The organism is Vagococcus entomophilus (assembly GCF_003987595.1).
In the GTDB taxonomy this organism is placed as follows: Bacteria; Bacillota; Bacilli; order Lactobacillales; family Vagococcaceae; genus Vagococcus_E; species Vagococcus_E entomophilus.
In genome coordinates this window covers 155,135-168,870 of sequence record NZ_NGJZ01000003.1, presented here as the reverse complement: position 1 = coordinate 168,870, position 13,736 = coordinate 155,135, and the positions used below count along the sequence as shown (strand labels likewise).

Genomic DNA, 13,736 nt, shown 5'->3' with positions numbered 1-13,736 from the left:
GAAGATTCGGGCATCTGTTTGTCCGAATCTGTTTTTAAAAAATTTAGAAAGTGGGGAAAAGGATGTCAGATAAGGCCATTTTAACCGTCAAAGATCTAACCATTTCCTTTCATACCGCTGAGGGCACGGTGCATGCTGTTCGTGGGGTGGATTTTGATTTAAAAGAAGGGGAAACCCTTGCATTAGTTGGAGAATCAGGGTCGGGAAAAAGTGTTTCAACGAAGGCTATCACGCAGTTACTTCCAAAAAAGCATACAGAAATAAAAAAAGGAATAATTGAATTCAATGACCAAGACTTATTACAGTTGACAGAGCATGAAATGAATAAGATTCGTGGGAAAGATATTGCGATGATTTTTCAAGACCCGATGACTTCCCTTAATCCAACGTTGACAGTCGGAAAGCAAATCGCAGAACCACTAGAAGAGCACCAAGGATTGGATAAGCATCAAGCTAAAAAGAAGGCCATTTCACTCATGGAAAAAGTTGGAATTGTCAATTCAGAAGAACGATTTAAACAATATCCGCATCAATTTTCTGGTGGAATGCGTCAACGGGTGATGATTGCAATTGCAGTTGCGTGTAATCCTAAAGTACTTATCGCAGATGAACCGACAACAGCTTTAGATGTAACGATTCAAGCACAAATCATCGAACTGCTAAAAGAACTAAAAAATGACATTCAAACTTCTACTATTTTTATTACACATGATTTAGGGGTAGTAGCGAATATAGCTGACCGTGTAGCGGTTATGTATGCTGGTAAAATTGTCGAGATTGGGACAGCCGATGAAATTTTTTATAATCCTAAGCACCCATATACTTGGGGACTGCTTGCATCAATGCCAACACTTGAAATTGGAAATCAAGATTTATATACCATCCCTGGGGCTCCCCCAAACCTAACCAACCTTCCAAAAGGGGATCCTTTTGCTTCTAGAAATCAGTATGCGCTTGAAATTGATTTTGAACAAGAACCACCAATGTTCAAAATTTCAGATACGCATTACGCTGCGACATGGTTGCTTGATTCACGTGCACCAAAAGTTGCGCCTCCAAAAGAAATTATAGAACGAGGGGTTCGATTTGACCAACTATCTTTGAAAAAGGAAGTGAAAAATCGATGAATAAAAATCCGATTATTCAGGTGAAAAATTTGAGGAAAATCTATAATCAAGGGAAAGCAAACGAAGTCCAGGCCATCGATACGATTAATTTCAATATCTACGAAGGAGAAACGTTTGGACTAGTAGGAGAGTCTGGAAGTGGGAAATCTACCACTGGAAAATTGCTCATGAAGTTAGAAAATAGTACAGATGGTCAAATTATCTTTTTAGGAGAAGACATTCAAACTAAAAAAAGTCGTAAAGACAACTTAGAATTCCGGCGAAATATTCAAATGGTTTTTCAGGACCCATATGCTTCTTTAAATCCACGGATGACGGTTAAAGAAATTATTGGTGGACCACTAGAAGTCCATGGATTGGTAAAAAATCGAAAAGAGCGCGATCAAATTGTCTATCAATTATTAGAGCAAGTTGGACTGAATCGAAGCTTTGCAAACAGGTATCCAAGAGAGTTCTCCGGTGGACAATGTCAGCGGGTGGGAATTGCTCGAGCAATTGCACTCAAACCAAAATTTATCATAGCGGATGAAGCCATTTCAGCTTTGGATGTGTCGATTCAAGCACAAATTGTTAACTTATTGAGAAAATTAAAGAAAGAAGAAAATTTGACTTATTTGTTTATTGCACATGATCTCTCCATGGTGAAATATATTAGCAATCGTATTGGGGTGATGAATCGGGGGAAAATTTTAGAGTTAGCGAAGTCAGATGATATTTATCAGTATCCGTTACATCCTTATACAGAGTCGTTACTTTCCGCTATCCCTGAACCTGATCCTGAAAACGAGCGAGAGCGTACACGGATTCCTTATGATGAAACAGCCTTTACGTACGAAAAAAATGACCCCAATGTTGGGTTGTATGAAATTGTGCCAGAGCATTTTATTTTCTGCCATAAAGAGGAAGTGTTAGGCTATCAAAAAAAATACCAACAATTAAAAGAAAAACAACAAACAAGTACCTTAGTTTGAGGCATAAAAGGAGGCTGAAAAAATGGGGAGTCTGTGGATAAATATTGGTGTCATCTTTTGTACGATGATATTGTTAATTGCGATGATTTTTTTGGAGTTAGCCTACACAACAGAAAAAAATCGAGCGAGTGTTGCGATTCAAAAGTTGCTTGTTTTTTCAATTAGTGGCATAGCTTTTGTATTTGGGGGTTCTTGGTTGGTTAGTAGTCCAGGAAATCCATTTGTGTCCTCTAATCATACTAGTGTTTTGATTGTCCAAACGTGTTTTGTAACGATTAGTTCGGTTATAGCATGTACAGCCATTGCAGAGCGGGCGCGACTTAGAGTGTATGTAGCTATTAGTCTTTGTATTGGTCTGATTGCTTATCCAGTTCTCTTAAACACGCTTAGTAGCACGGGTTGGTTAACAAAATTGGGTTTTCAAGTACAAGGTGGCGGTGTTTTCTTACATTTGTTGCCAGGTGTGGGGGCCCTTGTTTCTAGTTTGATTGTGGGTCCTAGATTAGGAAAGTATAAAAATAATCGCGCACAAGCGTTGCCGAGTGGCATGCTGCATTTTGGAATTATTGGGACAGCCTTTGCTTGGCTTGGATGGAGTGTGCTATCCGTATTTTTCTATCAAAGTAATTCAAATGGCTCAGGCATAAATGCGCTTTTGTTACAACTGCTAGTGATACCATCTGTGACGACGGTGCTTACTTTTTTGCTGACAAAGTGGTGCTACAAAAGACCAGATATATCAATCACATTAAATGGTACGTTGATTGGCGTTGTCGTCGTTTCCATAACGGGTAGCTCAGTAACGCTTTTAGGAGCACTATTGATGGGGCTGATTGCTACAGGGTGTTTGGTAGCCATTTTGTATGGTTTGGATCATCGTTGGCAGATTGATGATCCGCTAGGGGTTTCGGTAGTACATGGAGTTGGAGCAATAGTAGCTTTTTTGTTCATCGGTTTATTTGATACACATAAGGGGTTGTTCTATGGTGGGGGACTTGACTTGTTGCTCAATCAGCTTCTTGGAACATTCTTACTTGCGCTAGCACTTGTGCTCTTTTTTATATTTGTTTTAAAAATAGTGGATAGTGTTTGGGGTTTAAGACTTTCAGCAACAGAAGAAATGGTCGGGAGTGATGGTAGTGCGTATAGTATCGCCTCTAATTATAGTGGGATACCGGCAGTTAATTACGGAAAGTTACCGCGTAAGCAACAAATAAGAGCAGAAATGAAAGAAAATGATAGCAATCTTAGTGAGCATAAGGTGTCAATGAATCAAGACAGACCTTCTTCTTCGCTTTATTCTATTCGTAAGTTTGAAATTTTGACTAATCCAGATAAATTAGAACGTTTGACTCAAGAGCTGAATGACATTGGAGTGACGGGACTAAATGTCACGATGGTAACAGGATTTGGGATACAAAAAGGGAATCCAACCTATTACCGAGGAGTGGAAGTAGAAACCAATTTTTTACCTAAAATTAAACTTGAGACGATTGTGAGTACAATCTCAACGGAAAAGATGTTGCAAGCGATTCGTAAGGCGTTATATACGGGACACATTGGGGATGGAAAAGTATTCGTTTCTGAGGTATCAAGTGTTTTTCGTATAAGTACGGGTCAACAAGACGAACAAGCACTTGAGTATGAAGATTCAATAAGAAAAGGGGAGGAGCCTTATGACGAGTGAAAAACTATTTTATCATGCGCAACTTTATCAGCCTGACTATGACAACTACCAAGAAGATAGTTGGTTTACAGTAGAGAATGGAAAAATAAAAAATAGTGGGGTGGGTAAACCACCAGTAGCGCAGGAAGCGGTTGATTTGTCAGGTAAGTTTGTTCTACCAGGTCTGATTAATTGCCATACACATGTTGTTATGGATCCAACTGATCCTTTGGGGCTGTCAAAAAATTTCACCATTCCCTATTTGACTAAAAAAGCACTGGATAACATACAAGAATTATTAGAGACTGGGGTTACTTTTTTTAGAGATGTAGGTGCCCCATTTGATATTGATCTTGAACTAAAAAAAATGATTGATAGCGGAGAAATTTTTGGCCCAGATTGTATGGTTTCTGGAACCCCCATTGTGATGACGGGAGGTCACGGATACGAAATGGGGTTGGAAAGTGATGGAACTTTTGAAGTTCTTAAACATACCCGCCAGCTGTTGAAAAAGGGTGTCGGGTGTATCAAAGTGATGGCTACAGGTGGTGTCATGACTTTTGGAGAAACCCCACATGATGTTCAGTTATCCGTTGAGGAGTTAAAGGCTGCAATTGGAGAAGCGCACAAAAAAAATCGGAATACTGCAGCGCACGCGCAAGGGCTACAAGGAGTGAAAAACTCAATTTTAGCTGGAGTAGATTCCATTGAACATGGAGTATTTTTAGATGAGGAAGCCATTGAGATGATGGTAGAAAGGGGAACATATTTATCTCCAACATTGGTAGCACCCTATTATATTGTAAAAGAAGGTACAGCAAGAGGAATTCCAAGTTACATGGTAGAAAAGTCTAAGCGGATGGTTGAAGCGCATATGGTAAGTTTAGAAAAAGCAATCAAAGCAGGTGTGAAAATTGTGCTAGGAACGGATGCGGGCACTCCGTATAATCTTTATCGCAACACACCGTTTGAGTTAGAGCTTTTAACGAGATGCGGGATGAGTACCAAACAAGCCGTCCAAGCAGCAACGCTAACTGGCGCACAAATGCTTAAAATTGACTCAGAGTTTGGTACGCTTGAACGTGGGAAATACGCAGACTTTTTAGTCTTAGACAAGGATCCTCTTGTAGATATTTCCGAACTTCAACGAAGGAAAAAAGTGTATAAAAAAGGCCGATTGGTCTAATCATTAAAGCGAAGTCTAGCGCGTAGAACGCAGACTTCGTTTTTTTTGCTGGATTCTTGAAAATATAATTGATAAAGATTCTCATTTATTTCGGAGCATGTTATACTGAAGAAAATAAGAGAAAGAGTGAGTGCATGTCAAAAAAATTAAGTATTCAAGATTTGATCCGTATTGGTGTTTATACAGCCATTTATTTTATAACAATGAGTGTGGGAACATTCGTCTCCTTTATTTTATTACCAGGTTTTTCATCTATTTTTACCCCAGCAATTGTGGCATTATTTTCAGGAGTTGTCTATTTATTACTAGCACAAAGTGTGCAAAAATTTGGCGCTATTACCATTATGAGTGTGTTAATAGGTGGTTTTTTTCTGATTTCAGGTCATTTCTTTTTAGCGTTTTTAGCAAATGTTTTTTTTGGCTTTTTAGCAGATATTATTGCGAAGATGGGAAAGTATCGCAAGCGTTATTACCTAATTGCAAGTTATGTAGTCTATGCTTACGGTTTGATTGGTCCAATTTTGCCTTTATGGTTTATGAAAAATCTATACATCAAAAACTTACTTGCTAGAGGAAAAGATGCCGCATATGTTGAACGAATTTTTTCTCCGATTAATACGGGGAGTTTTTTTCTTTCAATGATTGCCACCTGTATCTGCGGTATTATTGGAGGCGTAATTGGGTATAAATTGTATGAAAAACACTTCTATAAAACTGGAATTTCTGAATGAAAAAGCGAATTTATACGGCAGATCCAAGAACAAAGTTAGTTTGGTTGATTCTGGCAAATGTTAGTTTTTTTCTCCCTACTACACTTTTTAGTAGTAGCCTCATTTTTCTTTATTTTTTTGGTTTACTAATAGTACAAACAAAATGGAAAAAAGCCACTATCTATCTTGGTATTTTCTCAGTCAGTTCTTTTTTACTGGAGTCCGCTTTTTTTAGATTAGAGAAGGGGGGAGGCGTCATTATTTTGATGGGGGTAACGACACTGTTAAAACTGCTTCCTTGTGTGATGGCGGGGTCATTAGTTTTTTCTACCACTAGCGCCAATGAATGGATTTGTGGCTTAAAAAAATTAAATGTTCCGTACCAAATCACGATTCCATTAACTGTCTTGTTTCGATTTTTCCCAACAATTCGAACGGATTATAGGCAAATTAGAAATGCGATGAAATTTAGAGGAATTGCAGTAAATACAAGAGAGCTGCTTTACCATCCACTCCAAACGATGGAATTTATTGTGATTCCGTTGCTTGTCAATGCCAACTATACGACCACCACGTTATCTGCCGCAGCGCTAACCAGGGGCATTAGTACCCCTTCAGAGCATACGTCGTATACACAGCTTAAATTTTCTTATATTGATTTTATCGTGAGTCTATTAGGCGTTTTAGTAGTTGGGTTTGCAGGAGGAATAGGGGCTGGATTATGATAAAATTCGAGAATTTTTCTTATGGATATGGGACGGAAGAAACAAAAACATGTTTGCACAATATTAATTTATCAATAGATAGAGGTCGATGTGTTGTATTTTGCGGCAGAAGTGGCTGTGGAAAAACAACTCTGTTACATTGCTTAAATGGCTTGATTCCAGAGCTGTATCCTGGTCGTAGAGTCGGGTCCGTGAGAGTGTTAGATTTAGAAATGGGAAAAGATGAAATTTATGCTTATTCTCAAAGAGTGGGCTCTGTTTTTCAAAATCCTAAAGCTCAATTTTTTACTAATACAGTTAAAACTGAATTGGTTTTTGGCTGTGAAAACCAAGGGATTTCTAGAGAAATAATGGAGATAAGGCTAAGAGAAACCGTAGAATTGTTCCAAATCAAACATTTACTTGAAAAAAAAATGTTTGATTTATCAGGTGGAGAAAAGCAATTGGTGGCATTTGCTTCTGCTTATATGATGCAACCAGATATCTATGTTTTGGATGAGCCGTCTAGCCATTTAGATCACAAGCATCTTCTACACTTAGAAAAATTAATAATAAAGTTAAAAGAGCAAGGGAAAACTATTGTTTTAGCGGAGCACCGTTTTCATTATTTAAAAGAGAGTGCAGATTATTTTGTATATGTAGAAAAGGGAAAAATAGAAACGATTTTTCCTGTACAATCCTTTGCCAAGCTAACAGGAGAAGAATTAGAAAAGAGAGGATTGAGGCAACTTTCGATTGAAAAGAGCCAGAGAAAAGAAGAAGAGCTATTAGATGAAGAAAAGGAGCCTCAACCAGATAGGCTCGTATTAGAGACAGTGACTTTTTCTTATCCCAAACAAAAAAATCCTGTATTTCAGAACAAAAAGCTAGAATTAACCAACGCTTGTATCTATGCAGTAATGGGAGAAAATGGAAGTGGAAAGTCTACTTTATTTCAGTTAATAGCGGGACTTAGAAAACCAAATGCTGGTTGCATAAAATGGAATGGTAGGAAATTAGCTGCTAAAGAATTGATTCAACAAAGTTTTTTAGTGATGCAAGATACACAGTATCAATTATTTTGCGAAACAGTTCAAAAGGAATTGACGTTACGTTCTACAGAAATAGATTTATTTGATGAGATAGTTGATAGCCTGAGCTTGAAACAGTTGTTAACGAGACATCCTCAATCGCTCTCGGGAGGAGAAAAGCAGCGAGTTGCGATTGCTTCGGCTATTTTGTCAGGAAAAAAAGTTTTACTCCTAGATGAACCGACAAGCGGACTTGATTTAGTGAATATGAGGCGAGTTGTTGAAATTCTTTTGCGCCTAAATAAAAAAGGCTTGTTTGTTATAGTGATTAGTCACGACGAAGAGTTTTTATCAAAAATTGCGCATCAAAAAATTTTTTTGCCTTAATTTCCCATGTATATATATGAAAAAAATTTCATTCGAGCGAATGAGATTTTTTTGTTTTGAAAAATATCATAAGATAGATTACAGTGATTTCTTATTTGAAAACCCTATAAATAAGAATGTAGTAATATTTTTTAAAAAAAAGAAAAGAAAATAGACCAACAAATGTAGTGTATTTTTATACAACGATTTTGTTCATTAAAAGATCTATATTCAATTTTGTCATAAGGATATGCAAAAAAAGAGTTGGTTGTTTGCTTACTTCTTTTGTAGAATCAGTAACTGGGAATATCAATGAGGCATCAAGTGAAAATAAAAAGAAAGGAGTAAATAATGAAAAATAAGAAAATGAAGTTAGCTTTATTTTCAGTGCTTGTGCTAATGATACAAATTATATTACCAGGTACACTTGTATATGCAACTGAGGAACGTAGTGCAGTAGATGAGAATGTACCAGTAATCAAAAAGCTAGATATACAAAATGGACGTGAGGAAACAGTGGACTCAGTAGGTATCTACGAAACTATTCATTTGGGCTTTCAACTAGAACGACAAAGTGGTCAGGCCAATGAAACAGATATTGTAGTGCCTAATACGCTTGCAATCATCGAAAATCAGGATTTTGGAATTTATGATCAAGCAAATGGTGGGAAGAAAGTGGGAACCTATGCGGTGAAAGATAACACCGTACATGTGACGTTCACTGAGGACTCCTCAGATGCTTACCTAAAAATCAAGGTTCAAGCTGGACAGGTTTTAACAAATTCAGTGACGCGATTAGACTTTCAGCAAGGCAGCAATCAGATTACGAAAGAAGTCACGTTTACGAATGATACGAAGCAAAGTACAGCTGAATCACAAGAAGAGACCACTCAATCAAGTATCACACAAAGCACAACGAGTACTCCTAGTACAAATAAAGCACAGAATCAAGAAACCACTTCAACAAAACAAACCATTGAACGAGAAACTGTAAAGGATACAGGGATTGATTCAGATACGCAGTCTGGCTTAAACAATCGATTCAAAACGGCTATTACGGCAACGCCTCGCGCTGCAACTAAATCAGCAGCCATCAGCAATACTTATGATGGTGAGAACAAGTCGGTTGGCTCAATGCCTTTTGTGACAAATGGTGATTATCAAAATCGTACCCCACAACCTGTAGAGTATGATGAAGGGTATGTATCAAAATCTGTCTCCAAAGAAGCGGGGCAACCAGATAATGAATACACGATTACATTGAAGATCCAAGGGAAATCTATTCCGATGTCTGATCGAACAGATGTTGTATTGGTTTTAGACAACTCGAATAGTATGGGACCAAAATATAATGAGCAACAAACCAATCGTGTTGCAAAAGCCAATGAAGCCATCAAGTCGTTTTTAAGCTTAGTAGACCAAGCGAATAAGCAATCTACCGATGGACAGTTAGTAAAAGTATCACTTGTGACATACGGCAGTATATTATTTGATAAATACAGCAATTATGGGCTTACATCTGATACGAGTGCAATTTCTAAAAAATTACCGCCAAATATTCCAGATGACCGTAATGAGGGAAGTAACGGCGGAACATTTACACAATTGGCCTTACAAAAAGCGCAAAGCATCGTAGCACAAAGTACTGCAAGCAGAAAGCAAGTCATTTTGCTGAGTGATGGGGCGCCAACTTTTAGTTATAAAGGAACGGTAGGAACTTCTCCAGAGAACATGACTACTTTTTCAACAAAGTTGGGATATGGAGCTTTCTATACATTGTATTACCCAACTAATACAAATTATTACAATCAAACCTATTGGTTAGGAAATAATCAAATAACCAATCATGGCTCTGCAACTATTTCTCAAGCAAACCTTATGAAGGCTGCGATGTCGAATCTGACACTAAGTAGTATTGGTGTTCAATTAGGTGATGCTCCTAGTCAAGGAGTCACAAAAGCGGAGACTTCCAACTTATTAAGTAAAATTTCAAGTTCATCATCGGACTATTATGATGCTCAGGATGTTGATAAACTAGGAGAAATTTTGAAAAAGATTTTTTATTCGGAAAAAACGATTCAAAATGGTTCGGTTTCAGACCCGATGGGTAAAAATATTCAACTAGTTGGAACGGATAAAGAAGTGAGTTATTCAGACCCATCGATTGCCGGAGGAGTAGAAGTTACACTCAAAGACAATAAAGTCAACATTACAGGACTTGATCTCGGTGATGGGGAATGGGTTCAAGTAAAATACAAAGTGAAACTTGACACTAGTACAACCGATTTTAAAAGTAATACGTGGTACGACACAAATGGGCGCACAACGCTCACGCCGACACCTGGGGCAGAGTTAAAGGATTTTCCAATCCCACAAGTGAAAGCCTATCAAGGAAGTGTCACTCTTAAAAAAGTTGGTATGACGCAAGAACCTCTAGCGGGAGCGACTTTTGTATTGCAACAAAAAGTCAATAATGCGTGGCAAACGGTTAGTGAACAAACAACTTCTAGTAGTGGTATTCTTTCTTGGAATAAGCTAACACGAGGAAGTTATCAACTTCTAGAGACCAAAGCACCAGAGGGCTATTTTTTATCAGATAGTGACAAAGTGAAGACCTTTGAACTAACTGATACACAGACGGATGTAAACTATACCATTCAAAATTTGAAATACGGGACGTTAGCAATCACGAAACAAGATGAAGCTGGAAAAGCATTACAAGGGGCAGAATTTACGCTGCTTGATGGTGCTGGAAACGTTGTGAAAAACAGGCAAGGACAAGCGTTAATCGCAACAACGGATACTAAAGGGGTAATAACATTTACTCATATTCCATACGGCTCATACAAGTTGAAAGAAACGAAGCTTCCAGATGGTTATTTTGCAAAAGAAGCAATTGAGCAAAACGTGACAATCAATCAAGACCAAGTTCAACAAAATTTCACATTTACAAACTACCGGTATGGCGCATTAAACATTCTAAAAGTGAATGAACAAAATGAACCATTGTCCGGAGCAGAATTTACTGTTTATGACGAGTCCGGAGCTGTTGCTAAAGACAAAAATGGCAAAGTTTTAGTAGCAACAACAGATGATTCAGGAAAAATCAGCTTTTCAGGTTTAAATTATGGGAAATATATAGTGAAAGAAACCAAGGCACCTAAAGGCTATTCACTACTGGCTAAAGGAACAGAATTTACGATTGATGAAAAAAATACCACTCAAATATTGACCTTAAAAAATCAGAAAAAGTACACGTTACCCAAATCTGGGGGGATGGGTCCAACCGTATATTTCATTGTCGGTGTGATGATGATGGTTGTGCCTGCTGTAGCATGGAAAAAAACGAAAAAGTGAAAGAGGGATTAAGTTGAAAAATTATTTATTAAAAATTAGCGCGGTACTATTTGTTTTGTTCGGAGCAGTTGTAGGAACAACATCAGCAAGCGCTACAGTAAACTTTGCGCAAAAAGGCTCAGTGAATGTACACAAATTTTCTTATGAAAATGCACAAAATCAAGAAGACAAATCTTTATATAGTGATGGAACAGGGCTAGGAAATCAAACGGTACCCCAAGGGGCCAAACCTTTATCAGGTGTTACATTTAAATTGACACAGACGCATCGCTTAAATGCAACTACAGGTGAGCTTGAAGCTGTTACTAATGGAGCTTCAACGACTGGTGTGACAGATAATGATGGAAATTATTCTTTCACAAATCTAGAACTTGGACGCTATCAATTGGTTGAAGTTTCTGCACCAGGTAACATTATTGATAAGCAAGTCTACACAATTGATGTTCCACTTACAAGTACAGATGGAACAAGTGAAATTTATGACGTTCATGTTTATCCAAAGAACACGCCAGTACGTGGTTCTGTAGAATTGACTAAAAAAGGTGAAGGTAGTGACGCACAAGCATTGAACGGCGCTAAATTCAAACTTTTTAAAGAAGATGGTACAGCAGTAAATGATACAACTTATACGACTGAAAACGGAAAAGTAAAAATTGAAGGACTACCTTACGGAAAGTATTATTTCCAAGAAACAGCAGCACCAGACGGCTACGCATTGAATAATACAAAAGTACCTTTTGAGATTAAAGAAACAACAGACAACACACAACCCGATTTAGTAAGTGTTTCTTTACAAGATTACAAAGTACCAGATGTAGACAAAGCACAAAAAGATGTAAATGAAACGACTTACGGAAAAAGTACAACAACGTTGATTGGGGAAACAGTTGACTTTAAATTAACAACAACAGCACCTACAGATATCGCAGATTACACAAAATTTGGGTTACATGATAACCTTGATTCACGTTTGACTTATACACCAGACACTGCAAAAGTTGCGATTGAAAAAGCAGATGGTTCACAAGGAGCTTCACTTGAAAAAGGAACGGATTATACACTTGAGCCAGCGGATGGACAAGGTGGTTCACAAATCAAAGTAGCGCTAACAGCTTCAGGTATTAAGAAATTAGCTGCAACAGACAAACTTGTATTGACATTTTCAGCAGTCGTAAATACTACTGCGTCACAAGATCAAATAATTCCCAATACTGCCGTAGTGGATTATGACAACAATAAAGGTGAAGATAGCAGCAAAGAATCAAAACCAACTGAGACAAAGGTTAAAGAAGGAAAAGTAGCGATTGTTAAATACAAAGCAGGCGATACTTCTAAGACTTTAGAGGGTGCTACGTTCCATTTAGAAAAGCAAGATAAAGACGGAAACTGGGTAACCATCGAAGGATCAGAAAAAACGACACCAGAAAATGGTCAATTAAATTGGGATAAACTTGTCTCTGGAAATTATCGCTTAGTTGAAACGAAAGCGCCAAAAGGATATAATTTACTTGCAAAACCAATTGAATTTACTGTTAACGATAGTGAGAAAGTTTCACAAACTATTAATGTAGCCAATGTACCAAAAGGACAAATTCCACAAACTGGTGGAATCGGAACGATTCTTTTCACTGTTCTGGGTGTTTCTTTAATGGGCGTGGCACTATGGGTACTAGTTAAAGATAAAAAGAAAAATGCTTAATTTAAGCTAAAAGATAGAAATAAAGAGGTTGGGAAGGTATGAAGTACTTCCCAGCTTTTTTATCAAAATAAGGATGAGAATATGTGGAAAAAGATTTGTATTAGCGGACTGTTTATTTTAGGTTTAGGTATTTTTTTATTTCCAATTGTCACGAACTATCTGAACAATATTGTCCATTATAATGTGGTGGAAAGCTATCAGAAGCAAGTGAAGGATTTGGATAAAAAAGCACTCAGCAAGAAAAAAGAGGAAGCACAAGCATATAATAAAAAACTAACAGAACAAGCGGCTCCAGTTTCAGATCCATTTGGTAAGAAAAAACAAGCTGATAAAATTGCGAGCTATGGAAGTATTTTAAATGCAGGGTCGGCAATGGGATACATTACGATTCCAAAAATTGAGGTTGAATTGCCTATTTTTCATGGTTCTGATGATGTGGTTTTATCAAAGGGAGTAGGGCACTTACCTAATTCCTCACTGCCAGTTGGGGGTGTTGGGACACATGCAGTACTTACCGGACATCGGGGCTTGCCTTCTGCAACGATGTTTCGCTATTTGAATAAACTAAAAATAGGGGATAAATTTTACATTCATACGTTAGATAATACATTAGCTTATGAAGTGGATCAAATACTTGTTGTTTTGCCAGATGAAACAGACGCGCTTGCTATAGATAATCAGAAAGACTATGTCACGCTTGTAACATGTGACCCGTATATGATCAACTCACATCGATTATTGGTAAGAGGTCATAGAGTAGCGTATCATCCTACAAAAGCGGAAAAGAAACAATTGACAAAAACAAAACAAAATCCAATTTGGCAAGGAGTTTATGTATTCCTCGGTGTGATCATAGTGCTGCTAGTTTTATTTTTATTATTAGGGTGGAAACGTCGGAAACGCAAAGTAAAGGAGTAGG

At 37.6% G+C, this 13,736-nt stretch carries 10 protein-coding genes; all 10 read left to right on the top strand.

Annotated elements, in window-relative coordinates:
* The first annotated feature begins 62 nt into the window (after positions 1-62).
* The 10 genes from CBF30_RS09760 (at position 63) to CBF30_RS09715 (ending at position 13,735) form a co-directional block, all read left to right on the top strand.
* The gene (locus CBF30_RS09760) at positions 63-1,127 is read left to right on the top strand and encodes an ABC transporter ATP-binding protein (RefSeq protein WP_126825998.1); all 1,065 of its coding nucleotides are present in this window, start codon (positions 63-65) and stop codon (positions 1,125-1,127) included.
* Complete coding sequence (locus CBF30_RS09755) at positions 1,124-2,098, top strand: ABC transporter ATP-binding protein (protein WP_126825993.1); 975 nt, start codon at positions 1,124-1,126, stop codon at positions 2,096-2,098. Before CBF30_RS09760 ends, CBF30_RS09755 begins: the two co-directional genes overlap by 4 nt.
* A 22-nt stretch (positions 2,099-2,120) precedes the next feature.
* Positions 2,121-3,785, top strand: coding sequence for an ammonium transporter (locus CBF30_RS09750; protein ID WP_126825990.1), 1,665 nt, complete (start codon positions 2,121-2,123; stop codon positions 3,783-3,785).
* The gene (locus CBF30_RS09745) at positions 3,775-4,950 is read left to right on the top strand and encodes a metal-dependent hydrolase family protein (RefSeq protein WP_126825986.1); all 1,176 of its coding nucleotides are present in this window, start codon (positions 3,775-3,777) and stop codon (positions 4,948-4,950) included. The genes CBF30_RS09750 and CBF30_RS09745 overlap by 11 nt, the downstream gene beginning before the upstream one ends.
* 134 nt (positions 4,951-5,084) lie before the next feature.
* Positions 5,085-5,681, top strand: coding sequence for an MptD family putative ECF transporter S component (locus CBF30_RS09740; RefSeq protein ID WP_126825983.1), 597 nt, complete (start codon positions 5,085-5,087; stop codon positions 5,679-5,681).
* The gene (locus tag CBF30_RS09735) at positions 5,678-6,385 is read left to right on the top strand and encodes an energy-coupling factor transporter transmembrane component T family protein (RefSeq protein WP_126825980.1); all 708 of its coding nucleotides are present in this window, start codon (positions 5,678-5,680) and stop codon (positions 6,383-6,385) included. Before CBF30_RS09740 ends, CBF30_RS09735 begins: the two co-directional genes overlap by 4 nt.
* Positions 6,382-7,782 (top strand): ABC transporter ATP-binding protein, encoded by a 1,401-nt coding sequence (locus tag CBF30_RS09730; protein ID WP_126825976.1) that lies wholly within the window; start codon positions 6,382-6,384, stop codon positions 7,780-7,782. The genes CBF30_RS09735 and CBF30_RS09730 overlap by 4 nt, the downstream gene beginning before the upstream one ends.
* Positions 7,783-8,112: 330 nt before the next feature.
* Positions 8,113-11,118 carry a vWA domain-containing protein gene (locus CBF30_RS09725; RefSeq protein WP_126825973.1) on the top strand — a complete coding sequence of 1,002 codons (3,006 nt, stop codon included), beginning with the start codon at positions 8,113-8,115 and terminating at the stop codon, positions 11,116-11,118.
* Positions 11,119-11,131: 13 nt separating this feature from the next.
* Positions 11,132-12,817, top strand: a complete 1,686-nt coding sequence (locus CBF30_RS09720; protein WP_126825970.1) for a SpaH/EbpB family LPXTG-anchored major pilin — start codon at positions 11,132-11,134, stop codon at positions 12,815-12,817.
* Between the two features lie 81 nt (positions 12,818-12,898).
* The gene (locus CBF30_RS09715) at positions 12,899-13,735 is read left to right on the top strand and encodes a class C sortase (RefSeq protein ID WP_126825967.1); all 837 of its coding nucleotides are present in this window, start codon (positions 12,899-12,901) and stop codon (positions 13,733-13,735) included.
* Position 13,736: the final 1 nt, after the last annotated feature.

Excerpts from the sequence above, each read along its gene's own strand:
- CBF30_RS09760 (WP_126825998.1), top strand. The coding sequence starts at position 63 with ATGTCAGATAAGGCCATTTTAACCGTCAAAGATCTAACCATTTCCTTT.
- CBF30_RS09755 (WP_126825993.1), top strand. The coding sequence starts at position 1,124 with ATGAATAAAAATCCGATTATTCAGGTGAAAAATTTGAGGAAAATCTAT.
- CBF30_RS09750 (WP_126825990.1), top strand. The coding sequence starts at position 2,121 with ATGGGGAGTCTGTGGATAAATATTGGTGTCATCTTTTGTACGATGATA.
- CBF30_RS09745 (WP_126825986.1), top strand. The coding sequence starts at position 3,775 with ATGACGAGTGAAAAACTATTTTATCATGCGCAACTTTATCAGCCTGAC.
- CBF30_RS09740 (WP_126825983.1), top strand. The coding sequence starts at position 5,085 with ATGTCAAAAAAATTAAGTATTCAAGATTTGATCCGTATTGGTGTTTAT.
- CBF30_RS09735 (WP_126825980.1), top strand. The coding sequence starts at position 5,678 with ATGAAAAAGCGAATTTATACGGCAGATCCAAGAACAAAGTTAGTTTGG.
- CBF30_RS09730 (WP_126825976.1), top strand. The coding sequence starts at position 6,382 with ATGATAAAATTCGAGAATTTTTCTTATGGATATGGGACGGAAGAAACA.
- CBF30_RS09725 (WP_126825973.1), top strand. The coding sequence starts at position 8,113 with ATGAAAAATAAGAAAATGAAGTTAGCTTTATTTTCAGTGCTTGTGCTA.
- CBF30_RS09715 (WP_126825967.1), top strand. The coding sequence starts at position 12,899 with ATGTGGAAAAAGATTTGTATTAGCGGACTGTTTATTTTAGGTTTAGGT.